Origin of the sequence: Pseudomonas onubensis (assembly GCF_965653655.1) — a bacterium.
In the GTDB taxonomy this organism is placed as follows: Bacteria; Pseudomonadota; Gammaproteobacteria; order Pseudomonadales; family Pseudomonadaceae; genus Aquipseudomonas.
Window position 1 is genome coordinate 1 of the sequence record NZ_CBFHAZ010000119.1, and the last position, 19,183, is coordinate 19,183.

General features: G+C 60.1%; 14 protein-coding genes. 11 read left to right on the plus strand and 3 right to left on the minus strand.

Annotation, left to right across the window (positions count from 1 at the left end):
* The first annotated feature begins 424 nt into the window (after nt 1-424).
* Nucleotides 425-664: a DUF6124 family protein gene (locus ACTD9P_RS25995; protein ID WP_438869931.1), complete on the plus strand. Its 240-nt coding sequence runs from the start codon at nt 425-427 to the stop codon at nt 662-664.
* A 70-nt stretch (nt 665-734) separates the two neighbouring features.
* Here ACTD9P_RS25995 and glnA read toward each other — a convergent pair whose 3' ends face one another.
* Complete coding sequence (gene glnA, locus ACTD9P_RS26000; RefSeq protein WP_110622433.1) at nt 735-2,141, minus strand: glutamate--ammonia ligase; 1,407 nt, start codon at nt 2,139-2,141, stop codon at nt 735-737.
* A gap of 334 nt (nt 2,142-2,475) precedes the next feature.
* On the opposite strand from glnA, the gene thiI reads away from it, so the two are divergent.
* Nucleotides 2,476-3,930, plus strand: a complete 1,455-nt coding sequence (gene thiI / locus ACTD9P_RS26005; protein ID WP_065930794.1) for a tRNA uracil 4-sulfurtransferase ThiI — start codon at nt 2,476-2,478, stop codon at nt 3,928-3,930.
* Between the two features lie 139 nt (nt 3,931-4,069).
* Nucleotides 4,070-5,890, plus strand: coding sequence for a translational GTPase TypA (gene typA, locus ACTD9P_RS26010; protein ID WP_003217997.1), 1,821 nt, complete (start codon nt 4,070-4,072; stop codon nt 5,888-5,890).
* Nucleotides 5,891-6,269: 379 nt separating this feature from the next.
* Here typA and ACTD9P_RS26015 read toward each other — a convergent pair whose 3' ends face one another.
* Nucleotides 6,270-6,704: a YkgJ family cysteine cluster protein gene (locus tag ACTD9P_RS26015; RefSeq protein ID WP_003171132.1), complete on the minus strand. Its 435-nt coding sequence runs from the start codon at nt 6,702-6,704 to the stop codon at nt 6,270-6,272.
* Between the two features lie 236 nt (nt 6,705-6,940).
* Between ACTD9P_RS26015 and ACTD9P_RS26020 the strand changes: the two genes are divergently transcribed.
* The 6 genes from ACTD9P_RS26020 (at nt 6,941) to ACTD9P_RS26045 (ending at nt 16,217) form a co-directional block, all read left to right on the plus strand.
* Entirely contained in the window at nt 6,941-9,391 is a 2,451-nt protein-coding gene (locus tag ACTD9P_RS26020; RefSeq protein WP_438869932.1) for a glycogen/starch/alpha-glucan phosphorylase, read from the plus strand.
* Nucleotides 9,392-9,583: 192 nt separating this feature from the next.
* Nucleotides 9,584-12,649 carry a DUF2339 domain-containing protein gene (locus tag ACTD9P_RS26025; RefSeq protein ID WP_438869933.1) on the plus strand — a complete coding sequence of 1,022 codons (3,066 nt, stop codon included), beginning with the start codon at nt 9,584-9,586 and terminating at the stop codon, nt 12,647-12,649.
* Nucleotides 12,649-13,995 carry a DUF3999 domain-containing protein gene (locus ACTD9P_RS26030; RefSeq protein WP_438869934.1) on the plus strand — a complete coding sequence of 449 codons (1,347 nt, stop codon included), beginning with the start codon at nt 12,649-12,651 and terminating at the stop codon, nt 13,993-13,995. Before ACTD9P_RS26025 ends, ACTD9P_RS26030 begins: the two co-directional genes overlap by 1 nt.
* A 96-nt stretch (nt 13,996-14,091) precedes the next feature.
* Entirely contained in the window at nt 14,092-15,102 is a 1,011-nt protein-coding gene (locus tag ACTD9P_RS26035; protein ID WP_003237460.1) for a class 1 fructose-bisphosphatase, read from the plus strand.
* Between the two features lie 260 nt (nt 15,103-15,362).
* Nucleotides 15,363-15,617: a hypothetical protein gene (locus tag ACTD9P_RS26040; protein WP_017849914.1), complete on the plus strand. Its 255-nt coding sequence runs from the start codon at nt 15,363-15,365 to the stop codon at nt 15,615-15,617.
* Between the two features lie 30 nt (nt 15,618-15,647).
* Nucleotides 15,648-16,217: a lipocalin family protein gene (locus tag ACTD9P_RS26045; RefSeq protein WP_138817244.1), complete on the plus strand. Its 570-nt coding sequence runs from the start codon at nt 15,648-15,650 to the stop codon at nt 16,215-16,217.
* Between the two features lie 118 nt (nt 16,218-16,335).
* Here the strand turns inward: ACTD9P_RS26045 and ACTD9P_RS26050 are convergent, their stop codons facing one another.
* On the minus strand, nt 16,336-17,700 hold the full coding sequence (locus ACTD9P_RS26050) for a formimidoylglutamate deiminase (protein WP_438869935.1): 1,365 nt from the start codon (nt 17,698-17,700) through the stop codon (nt 16,336-16,338).
* A gap of 147 nt (nt 17,701-17,847) precedes the next feature.
* On the opposite strand from ACTD9P_RS26050, the gene hutC reads away from it, so the two are divergent.
* Complete coding sequence (gene hutC / locus ACTD9P_RS26055) at nt 17,848-18,558, plus strand: histidine utilization transcriptional repressor HutC (RefSeq protein ID WP_244657883.1); 711 nt, start codon at nt 17,848-17,850, stop codon at nt 18,556-18,558.
* A complete protein-coding gene (locus tag ACTD9P_RS26060) occupies nt 18,555-19,115 on the plus strand; it encodes a HutD/Ves family protein (protein ID WP_438869936.1) in 561 nt (186 codons plus the stop codon). The genes hutC and ACTD9P_RS26060 overlap by 4 nt, the downstream gene beginning before the upstream one ends.
* Nucleotides 19,116-19,183 lie beyond the last annotated feature (68 nt).

Below are 19,183 nucleotides of genomic sequence, written 5' to 3' on the forward strand. Positions count from 1 at the left end.
TTGTGGGAGCGGGCTTGCTCTTGCTCGCGAAGGCGGTGTGTCAGTCACCCGATGCATTAACTGATACGCCGCCTTCGCGAGCAAGCCCGCTCCCACATTTTGATTGGGTTTGCAGATTTTGGGCAATGTCAGCCAGAGGCTACCTTAACTTGCGTGCTTGCCTACAGGTGCGCCAGAATCCGCCGGCTTGTACGGCTGGCTTGTCGTCTCTAAGGTTGCTCGGTCGCTGCTCATCAGCGATCGGGTTTAGTAGCCTGAGGGTTAAGTTAAGTCGTACCACTCCGACCTTTATGGCGGCTGTGCGTAGGGCACCTTCGGGTGCGCCGGCTTTTGCTTAACTTCCCCGGTCTACTAACCTGCGCATAGCTGCCACCCTATCGTTTAGTAGCGAGTCGATGGCGGCCTCATTCGAGGAAGTTAAGACATGTTCAAGGCAACCCCAAATCCACCGCCATCCGTTATCACCATCGACCCCGACAGTGACGACGAATCCCTGCTGGTCAACAGCTTCGAAGCCTTTACCTCGGTCAGCACCTTGTTGCTTGATTTGTCCGAGGCGCTGGAAGGCAAGCACCGCGATACCGTCCTGGCGATTCACCAGCTCAGTGCCCTCGGCACCTTGATGGTGGGCAAACTGCTCGACCGCCACGCCCCGGCTCGCTAAACGCCAGGCAAAAAAAAGACCTCCCGAAGGAGGTCTTTTTCGTTACGCCGCGTTAAGCAGCGCTACCGGATCAGCAGCTGTAGTACAGCTCGTATTCCAGTGGGTGTACGAAGGTGCGTACTTTGATTTCTTCTTCGCTTTTCAGCTCGATGTAGGCATCGATGAAGTCGTCGCTGAATACGCCGCCTTTGGTCAGGAACGCACGGCCCTTGTCCAGCTCTTCCAGGGCTTCTTTCAGGCTGCCGCACACTTGTGGGATCTCTTTGGCCTCTTCAGGCGGCAGGTCGTACAAGTTTTTGTCGGCGGCGTCGCCTGGGTGGATCTTGTTCTGGATACCGTCCAGGCCAGCCATTACCAGTGCAGCGAAGGCCAGGTATGGGTTGGCTGCCGGGTCCGGGAAGCGAGCTTCGATACGGCGAGCGCGAGGGCTGGACACGTAAGGAATACGGATCGAAGCGGAACGGTTACGCGCCGAGTAGGCCAGCATTACCGGTGCTTCGAAACCTGGGACCAGACGCTTGTAGGAGTTGGTCGACGGGTTGGTGAAGCCGTTCAGGGCCTTACCGTGCTTGATGATACCGCCGATGAAGTACAGGGCAGTGTCGGACAGGCCGGCATAACCTTCGCCAGCGAAGGTGTTCTTGCCATCTTTGGCGATGGACAGGTGAACGTGCATACCCGAACCGTTATCGCCGTACAGTGGCTTAGGCATGAAGGTAGCGGTACGGCCGTAGGCATCCGCCACGTTGTGTACGCAGTACTTCAGGGTCTGAACTTCGTCAGCCTTGGCCACCAGGGTGTTGAACTTCACGCCGATTTCGTTCTGGCCGGCAGTCGCCACTTCGTGGTGGTGAACTTCGATGACCAGGCCCATTTCTTCCATGGCGTTGCACATGGAGGTACGGATTTCGTGGTCGTGGTCGAACGGCGGAACCGGGAAGTAACCACCTTTGACGCCTGGACGGTGGCCTTTGTTGCCGCCTTCGATGTCCTGGTCGGACATCCAGGAACCTTGTTCGGAGAAGATTTTGAACATGGAGCCGGAGATGTCGGACTTGAACTTGACCGAATCAAAGATGAAGAATTCTGGCTCCGGGCCTACGAATACGGTGTCGCCGATACCGGTCGACTTCAGGTATTCCTCGGCACGCTTGGCGATCGCACGTGGGTCGCGGTCGTAGCCTTGCATGGTCGAAGGCTCGATCACGTCGCAGACGATGATCAGCGTTGGGTCTTCGGTGAACGGGTCGAGTACGGCAGTGCTGTCGTCCGGCATCAGGATCATGTCGGAAGCTTCGATGCCTTTCCAACCGGCAATGGAGGAACCGTCGAACATTTTGCCTTCTTCGAAGAAAGCATCATCCAGCGCGTCGCGAGCCGGCATGGTCACGTGGTGCTGAGTACCTTTAGTGTCCGTGAAGCGCAGATCAATCCATTTAACGTCATGATCTTTGATGAGTTGAACCGACTTCGACATGGTGTCCTCCGGGTGGCTTCGGGCTGGGGTAGTGGAGTTAGCCCTTAGAATTTGGGTGATGCCGGCGCGAATACTCGACCAAGGCAACCTGCCTCACAAGAGAGCAAATTGCATGCCAGTGCGCCAACATGGCCGTTTTGCTTCAAAATGGCCCCTATAACGGTGCAATCCGCTTAAGCGGAATAAATAACGCACTGCAATGTAGCGTTAATTTGCGCAAATGACCCGTTTTGGTGCGTTGGATCTGTGATGCATATTAACTGGTTAAACCTTGAGCGATTTCCGCTATAATCCGCGCCCCCCTTTTTCAGCAGGCCCGGCGCGCGCTGTTTCCATGAAATTAATCGTAAAAGTCTTCCCCGAGATCACCATCAAGAGCCGACCGGTACGGACGCGTTTCATCCGTCAGTTGGCCAAGAACATCCGTGCCGTGCTCCGCGATCTGGACCCGGCTGTGGTGGTGAACGGCGTGTGGGACAATCTCGAGCTGGAAACCCGTATTACCGACGCCAAAGCCTTGAAGGACATGACCGAGCGCCTGAGCTGCATGCCGGGCATCGCGCATTTCCTGCAGGTGGATGAGTACCCGTTGGGCGACTTCGACGACATCACCGAAAAGTGCAAACAGCACTACGGCGAGTCGCTGGAAGGCAAGATCTTTTCGGTGCGCTGCAAGCGTGCCGGCAAGCACACCTTCAGCTCCATGGATGTAGAGAAATACGTCGGCAGCAAGCTGCGTCGCGAGTGCGGCGCAGCCGGAATTTCCCTCAAAGCGCCGCAAATTGAAGTGCGCATGGAAATTCGCGACCAACGGTTGTTTGTGATCCACAGCCAGCACAACAGCATCGGCGGCTACCCGCTGGGCGCACTGGAACAGACCCTGGTACTCATGTCCGGCGGTTTCGATTCCACGGTGGCGGCCTACCAGATCATGCGCCGCGGCCTGATGAGCCACTTCTGCTTCTTTAACCTGGGCGGGCGTGCACACGAATTGGGCGTGATGGAAGTCGCGCACTTTATCTGGAAGAAGTACGGCAGCTCCCAACGCGTGCTATTTGTAAGCGTGCCGTTCGAGGAAGTGCTGGGTGAAATTCTCGGCAAAGTCGATAACAGTCATATGGGCGTGGTATTGAAGCGTATGATGTTGCGCGCTGCGTCCCGAATCGCCGATCAGTTGCAGATCGACGCGTTGGTGACCGGTGAAGCGATCTCCCAGGTGTCCAGCCAGACGCTGCCCAACCTGTCGCTGATTGATTGCGTCACCGAAAAGCTGGTCTTGCGCCCGCTGATCGCCAGCCACAAGCAGGACATCATCGATCTGGCAGAAGAAATCGGCACGGCCGACTTTGCCAAGCACATGCCTGAATATTGCGGGGTCATTTCGGTGAACCCCAAGACCCACGCCAAGCGCAACCGCGTGGAGTATGAAGAACAACAGTTTGATATGGCGATTCTGGAGCGTGCGCTCGAGAACGCCAAACTGGTCCCGATCGATCGCGTCATCGATGAATTGGGCCAGGATGTGCAAATCGAAGAAGTCAGCGAAGCCCTGGCCGGCCAGATCGTCGTCGATATCCGTCACCCGGATGCCGCCGAGGATGAGCCGCTGGAAATCGCTGGCATCGACGTGCAAGCGCTGCCGTTCTACGCATTGAACGCGCGCTTCAAGGAACTGGATAACAGCCGTCAGTACCTGCTGTATTGCGACAAAGGCGTGATGAGTCGCCTGCATGCCCACCATTTGCTCAGTGAGGGGTATGCCAATGTGCGCGTTTATCGACCGAGCTAAGAGCCCGGGGCTGTTTGCCTGTGGCCTGCGTCACCGGCCCCCCGACTCTGCCGTCAAGCTGTAACGGCAAGGCCTGACTCTACTGTTAATCGCTGCCACGACCTGTCAGCACACCGAATCCTCTGATCGAGATACACAAGTGATCGAAAATCTACGTAACATCGCCATCATTGCCCACGTTGACCATGGTAAAACCACCCTGGTAGACAAACTCCTGCGTCAATCCGGCACCCTGGAGCGCAACGAGCTCAACGACGAGCGCGTGATGGACTCCAACGACCAGGAAAAAGAGCGCGGTATTACCATCCTGGCTAAAAACACCGCTATCAACTGGAACGGCTACCACATCAACATCGTGGACACCCCGGGCCACGCCGACTTCGGCGGCGAAGTAGAACGCGTAATGTCGATGGTTGACTCCGTTCTGCTGCTGGTTGACGCTCAAGACGGCCCTATGCCGCAAACCCGTTTCGTGACCAAGAAGGCTTTCGAAGCCGGCCTGCGTCCGATCGTGTGCATCAACAAGGTTGACCGTCCAGGCGCGCGTCCGGACTGGGTTCTGGACCAGATCTTCGACCTGTTCGACAACCTGGGTGCTACCGAAGAACAGCTGGACTTCAAAGTCGTCTACGCCTCGGCCCTGAACGGCATTGCCGGTCTGGAACACACCGACATGGCTGAAGACATGACCCCGCTGTACCAGTCGATCGTCGACAACGTACCTGCGCCGAAAGTTGACCGTGAAGGCCCGTTCCAGATGCAAATCTCGGCACTGGACTACAACAGCTTCCTGGGTGTTATCGGTGTTGGCCGTATCGCCCGTGGTAGCGTCAAGCCGAACACTCCAGTTGTCGCCATCGGCGCCGACGGCAAGAAGCGTAACGGTCGTATCCTGAAGCTGATGGGTCACCACGGCCTGCACCGCATCGACGTTGAAGAAGCCTTCGCCGGCGACATCGTGTGCGTAAGCGGTATGGACTCGCTGTTCATCTCCGACACCCTGTGCCAGCCGGACAACGTTGAGGCGATGAAGCCTCTGACCGTTGACGAGCCAACCGTTTCCATGACCTTCCAGGTAAACGACTCGCCTTTCTGCGGTAAAGAAGGCAAGTTCGTGACTTCCCGTAACATCAAGGAACGTCTGGACAAAGAGCTGCTGTACAACGTTGCTCTGCGCGTTGAAGAAGGCGACTCGGCTGACAAGTTCAAGGTTTCCGGCCGTGGTGAGCTGCACCTCTCGGTACTGATCGAAACCATGCGTCGCGAAGGCTTCGAAATGGGCGTTGGTCGTCCGGAAGTGATCATCCGTCAGGTTGACGGCGTGAAGCAGGAACCGTTCGAAAACGTGACCATCGACACCCCTGAAGAATCCCAGGGCAAGGTCATGGAAGAGATGGGCCTGCGTAAGGGCGACCTGACCAACATGGTGCCGGATGGCAAAGGCCGTGTACGTCTGGAATACAACATCCCTGCGCGTGGTCTGATCGGTTTCCGTAACCAGTTCCTGACCCTGACCAACGGTGCTGGCATCCTGACCTCGATCTTCGATCGCTACGACACCATGAAGTCCGGCGACATGTCCGGCCGTCAGAACGGTGTTCTGGTATCGGTAGAAACCGGCAAGGCGCTGACCTACTCCCTGGAAACTCTGCAGGCGCGTGGCAAGCTGTTCGTTGAACACGGTCAAGAGATCTACAACGGCCAGATCGTTGGTCTGAACAGCCGTGACAACGACATGGGCGTTAACCCAACCAAAGGCAAGAAGCTCGACAACATGCGTGCTTCGGGCAAAGACGAAACCATCGCTCTGGTCCCACCTGTTCGCTTCACCCTGGAACAGGCTCTGGAATTCATCCAGGACGACGAGCTGTGCGAAGTTACGCCTAAGTCGATCCGCCTGCGTAAGAAGATCCTGGACGAAGGCGAGCGTACCCGCGCTGCCAAGAAAGCCAAGAACTGAGTTAACTCAGGCTGAATGAAAAACGCCCCCGGTCGAAAGGCCGGGGGCGTTTTTTTATGCCTGATCGTTCCCACGCTCTGCGTGGGAATGCCGCTTGGGACGCTCCGCGTCCCGCTTTTAGGGGCGGACGCAGAGCGTCCAGGGCTGCATTCCCACGCGGAGCGTGGGAACGATCATCAAGAAAGCCAAGAACTGAGTTAACTCAGGCTGAATGAAAACGCCCCCGGTCGAAAGGCCGGGGGCGTTTTTTTTGCCTGATCGTTCCCACGCTCTGCGTGGGAATGTCGCTTGGGACGCTCCGCGTCCCGCTTTTAGGGGCGGACGCAGAGCGTCCGGGGCTGCATCCCCACGCGGAGCGTGGGAACGATCATCACGATCATCAGAACTTGTCGAGGGTCTTGAACTTGGTCTCGCGCACCACTTCTTTGGGCTTATACGCGCAATACCCCGGCCGCGGCCCGATTTTCGGGTGGTTGCGGCAGGTATCCGGGCGCTTGTCATAAATAGTGCAGAAGCGCGTCTTACGATCCAGGTATAGGCAGTCGTTATTGCTCATGCGCTGCAGGGTGAAAATTTCGGATTTGGAATTGTAGCGCTCGACGATGCCTTCCTTCTGCAAACGCTTGGCGATGTTCTTCGGCGGGTCGCCGCGCTCGAACTCATCGACGATGCCAATGCGGATCAGGTCCTTGATCTTCACCTCAACCGGCAGCGTGCAGCAGCTGGACACGCAGCCACCGCACATGTGGGCGGAATATTTCTGCCAGGTCTCGAGACGGTCGAGTTCAGCGGCGGCGATCAGTTGAGGCTTCATCAAGGTTCCAAGGTGGGGCTGTATCCGGGCGCGCGATCATACCGGGATTGGTGGTTTTTTGAACAATATTTTGCAGATTTCATCTCCAACGGTGCAGGGGAGAAAAGCAGGCACGGCCCCTGCATCAATTTCCAGCAATGGTGAATGAGTTAAAAAACTGCCGAACCAGCACGTCTACCGTCTGTCAGACCGACTAGGCTCTAGCAACTCCTTCAATCTCGCCCGAGGTCGCACCGATGTCTCAGGAACCGCTTGCACGAGAAGCAGAGGTAGCCGCATTCCGCGATGCTGTCTTGACCAAACTCACTTACGCGGTGGGCAAGGACCCGGATCACGCCTTCGACCACGACTGGTTCGAAGCCATTGCCCTGGCCGCCCGCGACCAGATGGTCGACCACTGGATGAACCACACGCGGCGCATCTACCGCAAAGGGCAGAAGCGGGTGTATTACCTCTCGCTGGAATTCCTGATCGGCCGTTTGCTCTACGACAGCCTGAGCAACCTGGGCGTGTTGGAGATTGCCCGCGAAGCCCTGTCCGAACTGGGCGTGGACCTGGAGCGCATCCGCCTGCTGGAGCCCGACGCGGCGCTCGGCAACGGTGGCCTGGGCCGCCTGGCCGCGTGCTTTATGGAAAGCATGTCGACCTTGGGCATTGCCGGCCACGGTTATGGCATCCGTTATGAACACGGCCTGTTCCGCCAGGCAATCGTCGACGGCTGGCAGCAAGAGCAGACCGAGCGCTGGCTGGATTTCGGCAACCCATGGGAGTTCGAGCGCGCCGAGGTGATCTACCCGATCGGCTTTGGCGGCAGCGTCGAAACCCTGGCAGATGCCACCGGCAAGATGATCCAGGTGTGGACGCCCAACGAAACCGTGCGCGCGGTGGCTTACGACACCCCGGTGGTCGGCTGGCGTGGCGCCAGCGTCAACACCCTGCGCCTGTGGCGTGCCCGTGCGGTGGAAGACCTGCACCTGGAGCGCTTCAATGCCGGTGACCACTTGGGCGCCGTCGCGGAAGTTGCCCGCGCCGAAAGCATCTCCCGAGTGCTTTACCCGGCCGATAGCACCGAAGCAGGGCAGGAATTGCGCCTGCGCCAGGAATATTTCTTCGTTTCGGCCTCGCTGCAGGATTTGCTGCGCCGCCACAAGAACATGCACGGCTCGGTACTGAGCCTGGGCGAACACGCCGCGATTCAGCTCAACGACACCCACCCGTCCATCGCCGTGGCCGAGTTGATGCGCCAACTGGTCGATCTGCACGACATCCCGTGGGAAGCCGCGTGGGATGTGACGGTTGAAACCCTTTCCTACACCAACCACACCTTGTTGCCCGAGGCGTTGGAAACCTGGCCTGTCGGCTTGATGGAACGCATGCTGCCCCGGCATATGCAGATCATCTACCTGATCAACGCCCAGCACATCGATTCGCTGCGCGCCAAGGGTATCCACGATTTCGACGTATTGCGCGCCGTGTCGCTGATCGAAGAAGACAACGGCCGCCGTGTGCGCATGGGTAACCTGGCGTTCCTTGGCTCCCATAGCGTCAACGGCGTCTCCGGTTTGCACACCCAGCTGATGCGCAGCACGGTGTTCTCCGAACTGCACAAGCTGTACCCGGAGCGCATCAACAACAAAACCAACGGCATCACCTTCCGCCGCTGGCTGTACCAGGCCAACCCCAAGCTCACCGAGATGCTGGTGGAGGCTCTGGGGCCGGACATCCTCGACACCATGGAAACCCGCCTGACGGAGCTGGAGACCTTCGCCGAGAAGCAGGTGTTCCGCAAAGCCTTCGCCGAACAGCGCCTGCACAGCAAGAGGGCACTGGCCGAGATCATCCACGAGCGCCTGGGCATTTCGGTGAACCCGGCGGCGATGTTCGACGTGCAGGTCAAGCGGATCCACGAATACAAACGCCAACTGCTCAACCTGCTGCACACCGTGGCCTTGTACCAGGCAATCCGCGCCGAGCCAGGCACCGATTGGGTGCCGCGCGTGAAAATCTTCGCGGGCAAGGCGGCGGCCAGCTATCACCAGGCCAAGTTGATCATCAAGCTGACCAACGACATCGCCCGCACCGTGAACAACGACCCGACCGTGCGCGGCTTGCTCAAGGTGGTGTTCCTGCCCAACTACAACGTCAGCCTGGCGGAAAGCATCATCCCGGCGGCGGACTTGTCCGAGCAGATTTCCACGGCCGGTTTTGAAGCCTCTGGCACCAGCAACATGAAGTTCGGCCTCAATGGCGCGCTGACCATCGGCACCATGGACGGCGCCAACGTGGAGATGCACGAGCGCGTGGGCGCCGAGCATATGTTTATCTTCGGCCTCAGCGCCGAACAAGTGGAAGCCCGCAAGCACGCCGGTGAATTCCACGCCGGGCCGGATGTGGCAGCCTCCCATCGTCTCAACGATGTGTTGCAAGCGATCCGCGGCGGGGTGTTCTCGCCGGATGATCCAGGCCGCTATGTGGGCTTGATCGACGGGTTGATCGACTACGACCGTTTCCTGGTGTGCGCCGACTTTGACGCCTACTGGGACGCCCAGGCGCGGGTCGAAGCGCATTGGCACGATTCCAAGGCCTGGTGGCGTTCGGCTGTGCTCAATACGGCGCGCATGGGCTGGTTCAGCTCGGACCGCACCATCCGCGAATACGCCACCGAGATCTGGAAAGCCCTCGACTAAACACCGCAATACCCCAGGTGGGAGCGGGCTTGTTGTGGCGAGGGAGCTTGCTCCCGCTCGGTTGCGTAGCAGCCGCGGCTATTGCGGGCGCTGCGCACCCAAGCGGGAGCAAGCTCCCTCGCCACATAAAGCATCTCCAACATTAGCTTTGCGTCGATATACTAAGGCCCGGTTCGCTCAGGGATATCGACCATGCAATGGATCTTCATGCTGATTGGCCTGGTGCTCGGCTGGGCGTTCGATGAGTCGTTCTCCGACGCCGGTATCGGTGCACTGCTGGGCTTGGGCATTGGCCAGGCGATTCGCCTGGCCAGGCTGTCGGCCCAGGCGGACCAGCAAGCGCGGCAGTTGCAAACCACACAGAAGGCTTTGATTGCCCTGGGCGATCGCCTGCGGCAATTGGAAGTGCCTACGCCGACCAGCAGCGCGACCGTCGAACCGCCCATCCCCGAACCCACACCTGTCTCCAAGCCGCCCGAGCTGGTCTGGGAGCTGCCTGCCGAGCTGGCACCTGTCGCCATGGTTGCCGAGCCGAGCCAGCCGCTGCCGGATGATGTCTGGGTTGCCACGCCGCGCCCTCAACAACCCGTCACCCCACCTGGCCCCAACCTGATCGAGCGCGCCATCAGCGGCGCCCGCGATTGGCTGTTTGGCGGCAATACCGTGCTGCGCGTTGGCGTGGTGCTGTTGTTTCTCGGCCTGGCATTCCTGCTGCGTTATGCCACTGAAGGCGTGGTGGTGCCGATCGAACTGCGTTACGCCGGGGTTGCTGGCGCCGCCATCGCCTTGCTGGGCCTGGGCTGGTGGCTGCGGCTGCGCAACAGCAATTACGGGCTGATGCTGCAAGGCACCGGCATTGCCGTGTTGTACCTGACGGTGTTCGCCGCGATGCGCCTGCACCCACTGATTGACCCGGGCGCCGCGTTTGCCTTGTTGGTGGTGATCACGGTGTTCTCGGCGATCCTGGCAATCACCCAGGACGCTCTGGGCCTTGCCTGCGCGGCGGCGTTGGGTGGTTTTGCTGCGCCGATCCTGGCCTCTACCGGCGCCGGTAACCATGTGGCGCTGTTCAGTTATTTCGCCCTGCTCAATGGCGGCATTCTCGCCATCGGCTGGTTCAAGGCCTGGCGCGTGCTCAACCTGATCGGGTTTTTCGGCACTTTCGGCATTGGTTTCGCTTGGGGCATGCGCGCTTACGCGCCGGAGCTGCTGTGGAGTACCGAGCCGTTCCTGATCCTGTTTTTCCTGATGTACCTGGCTATTGGCCTACTGTATGCCCGGCGTAAGTTGCAGGCGTTGGGCGACGCACCTCAAGAGCGTGATGCGCTGCTGCGCTGGTCGGCGGCCAAGGGCGATTATGTCGACGGCAGCCTGCTGTTTGGTCCGCCGTTGGTGGGCTTTGGCTTGCAGTTCGCGCTGGTGCAGCACCTGGAATTTGCGCCTGCGTTCAGCGCACTGGGCCTGGGCATTATCTATATGGTCCTGGCGCGACTGCTTCAGGGTGGACGCACGTTACTCCTGGCCGAAACATGCCTGGCGCTTGGGGTGATCTTTGCCAGCCTGGCGATTCCGTTGGGCCTTGATGCGCGCTGGACGGCGGCCGCGTGGGCGGTTGAGGGTGCGGGAATCTTCTGGCTGGGCATGCGCCAGCACAAAACCGTGGCGCGGGCGTTCGCCTTGTTGCTCCAACTGGGATCGACGTTGATCTTCCTCAGCGAACTGCGCAGTGGCACGGGTACCTTGTTGCAAGGGCTGCCACTGGGGGCGTTGCTGCTCGGTGTTGCGCTGCTGTTTACCTTTTATCAAGTGCATAAATCGCTGCCGGAGCAGAGCCGGAGTTGGGAGCGCCAAGGCGCGCCGTGGCTCGCCGCCCTTGGCTTGGCGTGTGTGTACCTGCTGCCGGCGTTGTTGCTGTCGACGCAGGGCAGCGTGATCAGTTGGGCGCTGGCCGGTCTTGCGACGGTTTGGGCCGGGCGATTGATCGAGTCCAAAGCGGTTGTGTACTGCGGTGTCGCGGTGCAGCTGCTTGCCGGCATGCTGTTTGTGCTCGACCCGGTGGCCAATGTGTGGACGCCATTGATCATGGCTATCGCCGCCATGACCAGCGCCTGGCGCGTGCCACGCGGGCACCTGTCGCATGTGCTGTTGGCCTGGGGCGTGGCCTGGTGGGCGCTGGCCCTGGCCGATGAAGTGTTGCGCTCGGCGCCTGTGGCCTTGCACGCCACGCTGTTGCTGTTGGCGGCTGCGTTGAGTGTAGCGCTCTGGACCGTGCTGGCGCTGCGGCTGCGGTGGGCGGCCTTGGGCGTGGCGTGCACCTTGCTGATGCCGGTTGCCGGCCTCGTGTTGGCGGGCGCATGGGATGAGTCCTACCACCCTGCGGCAAATTTTGCCGCGTTGGCCTGGCTCGCGGTATTCGTCGTGCATGGTTTGTCGCTGCGCCGCCTGGCGCCGCTCGTCGAACCGCGCCCCCTGAGCATGGCCCATGTGTTGGGTTGCTGGTTGTTGATTGGCGTGCTGGCGCTGGAGCTACGCTACGGGCTGCTGTTGCTGTCGGATCACTACAACGCCTGGCGCTGGTTGGGCTGGTCGATCTTGCCAAGCCTGTATCTGGTGCTGGCCGCTTCGCCACGCAGTTGGCCGTGGCCGGTGTCGGCGTACTCGCGTGAATACCGCGTGCTGGCGGCGCTGCCGTTGGCGGCATTGATGCTTGCATGGTTCTGGCTGGCCAATACGTTCAGCGACGGTACGGCCGAGCCGTTGCCATATATACCGCTGCTCAACCCGTTGGACCTGGGGCTGCTGTTCGCGCTCCTGGGTGTTTACGTGTGGTCGCGCACTGTGGCGCCGCAAGCTGAGCGGCTTGCCCAAGGGGGCGTGGGTGTTTCGCTGTTTGCCTTCTTTACGGCCTTGGTGATGCGCACCGCCCATCATTGGGGCGGTGTGCCATTTGAGCTGGATACGTTGCTGGAATCGATGTTGGTGCAAGCCAGCCTGTCGATTGTCTGGACCCTTATCGCCTTGGGCCTGATGATCGGCGGCCACCTGCGCAACAGACGCGAAGTGTGGCTGATCGGCGCGGCGCTGATTGCCGTGGTGGTCGCCAAGTTGTTCTTTGTCGAACTGAGCAACCGTGGCGGTCTGGCGCGGATCGTGTCGTTTATCGGCGTGGGCGGGTTGTTGCTGGTGGTGGGCTATTTTGCGCCGCTGCCGCCTAAACGCGCCGAACCTGTGACTGCAACCGAGGGAGCGTCTTCTTGATGGGCAAGCTGAGTCTGAGCGGGTTGGCGGTATGGCTGATGTGTTCGGCGGTGTACGCGCAGGAAGGGCCGGCCGACTTCACCACACACGTGCCGCTGGCCGTGAGCGGCAATGGCCCCTGGTATCGCCTGGAGCTGCCGCTGAGCGTGCAATTGGCTGCCCGCCAGGCTGACCTGAGTGATGTGCGCGTGTTCAATGCCGCCGGTGAGCCTCAGGCGTATGCGCTGTCGCGCCAGTCCGCGCAACGTACCGAAAGCCGCGACCTAACGGATGTGAAGTGGTTCCCGCTGTACGCTGCCGACACCCGTGACAGCGTGCCGGATGTGGTGATGAAGGCCACTGCCGAAGGCACCTTGCTGCAAGTGCTGCCGCCCAAGACCGGCGCGCAAGTGTTGCGTGGCTGGGTGCTGGACGCCAGTTCGATCAAGGCGCCGTTGCAGCAGTTGAGCCTGGACTGGAGCCGCGAGCAGGACGGTTTCCAGCGTTTCAGCATTGAAGCCAGCGATGACTTGCAGCACTGGCAAGCGTGGGGCGACGGGCAAGTGGCGCGGTTGTCGTTTGCCGACGAGCGTGTCGAGCAGCATGACGTGAGCTTGCCGGGGCAATCGGCGCGTTATCTGCGCCTGGTGTGGCAAGGGCAGGCGGCACCGCAGTTGACGTCGGCCAAATTGATCAGCGCGACCCGCAGCAGCTTGCCGCTGCCGTTGGTGTGGTCGCAACCGCTGTCGGGCACGCGGCTCAAGGCCGGTGAATACAGCTGGCAATTGCCAACAGGGCTGCATGTGGAGCGCTTGCGCGTCGAGCTCAAGCAGCCCAACACGCTGGCGCCCGTGACGTTGGCGGGGCGGCGGGAAGCCAATCAGGCCTGGCAGCCGTTGAGCAATGGCTTGCTGTATCGTCTGGCCCAGAATGGCCAGGACGTGGTGCAGGATGAGTTGCAATTGCCAGGCGTGGCCGTAGGCGAACTCAAGTTGCAGGTGGACGAGCGCGGCGGCGGCCTGGGCGTGGACGCGCCAGCCCTGCGCTTTGCCGTGCGTGCCACGCAGTTGGTGTTCCTGGCGCGCGGTGAGCCGCCGTTTACCCTGGCGTTGGGCAACCCGTCGATAAAGGCCGCGAACTTGCCGCTGTCGACGCTGATTCCCGACTACAGCGCCGAGCGTATCAAGACCTTGGGGCAGGCCACGGTCGCAGGCGACATGACGGCCAAATCGCCTGCGGTTGTCGCTTCGCCCCAAGCCGGCACCGACTGGAAGAAGCTTGGCCTGTGGGCGGTGCTGCTGCTCGGTGTGGCAGCGCTGGGGGCCATGGCCTACAGTCTGTTGCGCAAGCCCCAGGTCAAACCGTGAACTCTATTGGGGTTAAATCCTCTGATTAGAGGAAATAACCCTCGACTCGCGTTAAACTGCGCGGGTTTTTAAGCCCCCCATTTTCCGGAGCCTTCCATGTCCCGCGTTACCCTGAGTCGCTATTTGATCGAGCAGACCCGCAGCAACAACACGCCTGCCGATCTGCGCTTCCTTATCGAAGTGGTGGCGCGTGCTTGCAAGGAAATCAGCCACGCCGTGTCCAAAGGCGCACTGGGTGGTGTTCTGGGCAGCATGGGCACTGAAAACGTCCAAGGTGAAGTGCAGAAGAAGCTCGACGTGATTTCCAACGAGATCCTGCTCGAAGCCAACGAATGGGGCGGCCACCTGGCCGGCATGGCGTCCGAAGAAATGGACAATGCCTACCAGATCCCGGGCAAATACCCGAAAGGCGCGTACCTGCTGGTGTTCGACCCACTGGACGGCTCGTCCAACATCGACATCAACGCACCGGTCGGCACCATCTTTTCGGTACTGCGCTGCCCGAACGAATACCTGAGCCAGAACGAAGCCCTGAACGAAAAGGCTTTCCTGCAGCCAGGCACCGAGCAGGTTGCTGCCGGCTACGCCATCTACGGCCCGCAGACCATGCTGGTGCTGACCCTGGGCGACGGCGTCAAAGGCTTCACCCTGGACCGCGAAATGGGCAGTTTCGTACTGACCCACGAAGACATCACCATTCCTGCGTCCACCCAGGAATTTGCGATCAACATGTCCAACCAGCGCCACTGGGAAGAGCCTGTGACCCGCTACGTGGGCGAGTTGATGGCCGGCGAAGAAGGCCCGTTGAAGAAGAACTTCAACATGCGCTGGGTCGCTGCGATGGTGGCTGACGTACACCGCATCCTGACCCGTGGTGGCCTGTTCATGTACCCACGTGACAGCCGCGAGCCGTCCAAACCAGGCAAACTGCGCTTGATGTACGAAGCCAACCCGATGTCGTTCCTGGTTGAGCAAGCAGGCGGCGCGTCCACCGACGGCCACCAGCGCATCCTCGACATCCAGCCGGAAGGCCTGCACCAGCGTGTGGCGGTGTTCCTGGGCTCGAAGGAAGAAGTTGAGCGTGTGACCGCTTATCACAAGAAGTAAACCTCTGTGGCGAGGGCGCTTGCTCCCGTTGGGCTGCGAAGCGGCCCCAAAAAGCTTACGGGCGCTGCGCACCCGAACGGGAGCAAGCTCCCTCGCCACAGAAGCATTCAAGACTTGAAGTTTTGAATGAGAAGAGGCCCCGAAACGTTTCAGCGTTTTCGGGGCTTTTTTGTTTTTGCTCATCGGGAACCAGACACCCCTTTTCCCTTCTAAGCTTCTGGCAGATACCCCAGCTGCTTTGTCTCTCCAGGAGCTTTTCCATGTCTTTACGCCGTCTCGCCTTGCTGGCTTTTTGCGTGCTGTTAGCCGCGTGCAGCAAGGTCAATCAAGAAAATTACGCAAAGCTGTCGGCTGGCATGGCCAAGGCCGAGGTGGAGTCGTTGCTGGGTAAGCCGACCGATTGTTCTGGTGCGCTGGGCATGTCCAGTTGCACGTGGGGCGATAAAAACAGCTTTATCAGCGTGCAGTACGCCGGTGACAAAGTTTTGATGTTTTCCGGGCAAGGCCTGAAGTAAACCGGGGCGCGAGCCTGCGGGAGAAGAAGAATGATGCGTTTTGTTTTGTTTCTTTGCGCCAGTCTGTTTTTGGCGGGCTGCGCCAGCCATTCTGGCGATGATCTGCAACCCAAGACCGCGAGCAACGTCAACCTCAAGCGTTACCAGGGCACCTGGTATGAGTTGGCCCGATTGCCGATGTACTTCCAGCGCAACTGCGCGCAGTCCGAAGCCCGTTACACCCTGTTGCCCGATGGTGATATGTCGGTGTTCAACCGCTGCCTCACCACAGAGTGGAAGTGGGAAGAAGCCAAGGGCACGGCCACGCCGCAAGTGCCGGGCAAGACCGACAAGCTCTGGGTGGAGTTCAATAACTGGTTCACGGCGCTGCTGCCGGGCGTCGCCAAGGGCGATTACTGGGTGCTGTACGTGAGTGATGACTACAAGACCGCCATCGTCGGCAGCCCGAGCCGGCGCTACATGTGGATCTTGTCGCGCACGCCGACGGTGAGTGCCGACACCCGCGAAGAATTGCTGAGCAGGGCGCGCCAGCAAGGGTATGACACCACGCGGTTGATCTTCCGCACGTCGGACAAGCAGATGGCGAAGACTTCGCAATAAGCTTGAGATTACCGCCGATCAAAAATGTGGGAGCGGGCTTGCTCGCGAATACGGAGTGTCAGTCGACAGATAGGTTGGCTGATCCACCGCTTTCGCGAGCAAGCCCGCTCCCACATTTTTAACCGAGCAAGTCTTTCAATACTTGGGTGAACGCCCGGCTGCTTTCTTCTTCGCCGGCATGATGCCCATCGCGCACCACCCACTTGCCGTTGACCAGCACATCACGCACTTGGCGATCACCGCCGGCGAACAGCCAGCGATTGAGAATGCCATCCTCGGTCGCCGTCGCCAGGTACGGGTCATTGCCATCCAGTACAATCCAATCTGCCCGCTTGCCAACTTCCAGCCGACCAATCGGCTGCCCCAACGCTTGGGCGCCGCCGTCGAGCGCGGCATCAAACAGCGTGCGGCCAACCATTGGCTGATCACTGCGATACAGGCGGTTGCGCCGCTGGTCGCGCAGGCGCTGGCCATATTCGAGCCAACGCAATTCCTCCACCACGCTCAGTGACACATGGCTGTCGGAACCGATGCCCATGCGCCCGCCTTGAGCGAGAAAGTCCACCGCCGGGAAAATCCCGTCGCCCAGGTTGGCTTCGGTGGTCAGGCACAAACCGGCGATTGCCCGGCTCTTGGCCATGCGCGTGACTTCATCGGCGTCAGCATGGGTGGCGTGTACCAGGCACCAACGCTCATCCACTTCAACATGGTCATACAACCATTGCAGTGGGCGCTTGCCGCTCCAGGCCAGGCAGTCGTCGACTTCTTTTTGCTGCTCGGCGATATGGATATGCACCGGGCATGCTTTATCGCTGGCGACCAACACAGCGTTGATCTGTTCGGGTGTGACGGCACGCAACGAGTGGAAGCACAGGCCCAGTTGCTGCGCTGGCTGCGCCGCCAGAATGGGCTTCAGGCGCGCTTGCAGGTCCAGGTAATGCTCGGTGCTGTTGATAAAGCGCCGCTGGCCTTCATTCGGCGCCTGGCCACCAAAGCCTGAATGGGTGTAGAGCACCGGCAGCAGCGTCAGGCCGATACCGCTGCTGGCGGCCGCCTGGCTGATCTGTTGCGACAGCTCTGTGCGATCGGCATACGCCTGGCCGCTGACGTCGTGGTGCACGTAATGAAACTCGGCCACCGAGGTGTAACCGGCCTTGAGCATTTCTATATACAGCTGGCGGGCGATGACCTGCAGTTGTTCCGGGTTGATCTTGCCGACCATGCGGTACATCAAGTCACGCCAGGTCCAGAAACTGTCATTCGGGTTGCCGGCCACTTCGGCCAAACCGGCCATCGCGCGTTGAAACGCATGGGAGTGCAGGTTAGGCATGCCCGCTAAAACCGGGCCTCTGAGCCGTTCGGCAGCGTCTGCACTGGCATTGGGCTCAACGTGGGTCAGCACACCATCGGCGCTGACTTCAAAGCGTACATCGTTGGCCCATCCATTAGGCAGCAGCGCGCGTTCGGCAAAGAAAGCGGACATGATCAAGGCACCCCGGTCGTGTGTTTATTTGTATATACATATACAGACGTTTGCCTGCTCGGTAAACTCCGGCAATCTATGCATCTTTTCCCCCTGCAAGGATTCCCTGTGCCGACTCCGCCTGCCAAGTCTTCGCTGGCTGCCCACATGGACGAAAGTCCGGCGCCCTTGTATGCCCGCGTCAAACAGATGATCAGCCAGCAGATCCTCAACGGCAACTGGCCGCCGCATTACCGCGTGCCGTCGGAGAGTGAACTGGTCAACCAGCTTGGCTTCAGTCGCATGACCATCAACCGCGCCTTGCGTGAACTGACCGCCGAAGGTTTGCTGGTGCGCATGCAAGGCGTCGGCACCTTCGTCGCCGAGCCCAAAAGCCAGTCGGCGCTGTTTGAAGTACACAACATTGCCGATGAGATCGCCTCGCGCGGTCATCGCCATACCTGCCAGGTTATTCACCTGGGCGAAGAGGCCGCCGGTTCCGAGCGCGCCGTGGCCCTGGAAATGCGTGAAGGCGGGCGGGTGTTCCACTCGCTGATCGTGCATTTTGAAAACGATATTCCCGTGCAAATCGAAGACCGCTTCGTCAACGCCCTGGTGGCGCCGGAATACTTGCAGCAGGATTTCACCCAGCAAACGCCTTACGCCTACCTCAACCAGGTCGCGCCACTGACCGAGGGCGAGCATGTGGTTGAAGCCATCCTCGCCGACGCCGCCGAGTGCAAGCTGTTGCAGATCGAGCCGAGCGAGCCCTGCCTGTTGATTCGCCGGCGCACCTGGTCGGGTCGCCAGCCGGTCACCGCCGCGCGTTTGATCCACCCCGGTTCCCGTCATAGCCTGGAAGGACGTTTCAGTAAATGAGTGCAGTGAAAGTCTGGCGCGCCACCGATTACATTCGCATGCCGTGGAAAAACGGCGGTGGCAGCACCGAAGAAATTACCCGTGACGCAGGCACTGGCCTGGATGGCTTTGGCTGGCGGCTGTCGATTGCCGATATTGCCGAGTCAGGTGGGTTTTCTACCTTTGCCGGCTACCAGCGCGTGATCACGGTGATCAAGGGCGCGGGTATGGTCCTGACCGTAGATGGGGAGGAGCAGCGTGGGTTGTTACCGCTGCAGCCGTTCGCCTTCAAGGGTGACAGCCAAGTGTCCTGCCGCCTGATCACCGGGCCGATCCGCGATTTCAACCTGATTTATTCGCCTGAGCGTTACCACGCACGGTTGCAATGGATTGACGGCGTGCAGCGGTTTTTCAGCACGGCGCACACGGTGTTGGTGTTCAGCGTCGAGGATGAAGTGAAGGTGCTGGATCAAAAGCTGGGGCATCACGACTGCCTGCAAATCGACGGTAACACCGCCCTGCTGGACCTCTCGGTTACCGGCCGCTGCTGCATTATCGAGCTGACCCTGCGCGGTTAAAAAAGTGGGAGCGGGCTTGCTCGCGAAAGCGGTGTATCAGTGCCGGATAGGCTGGCTGACCCACCGCT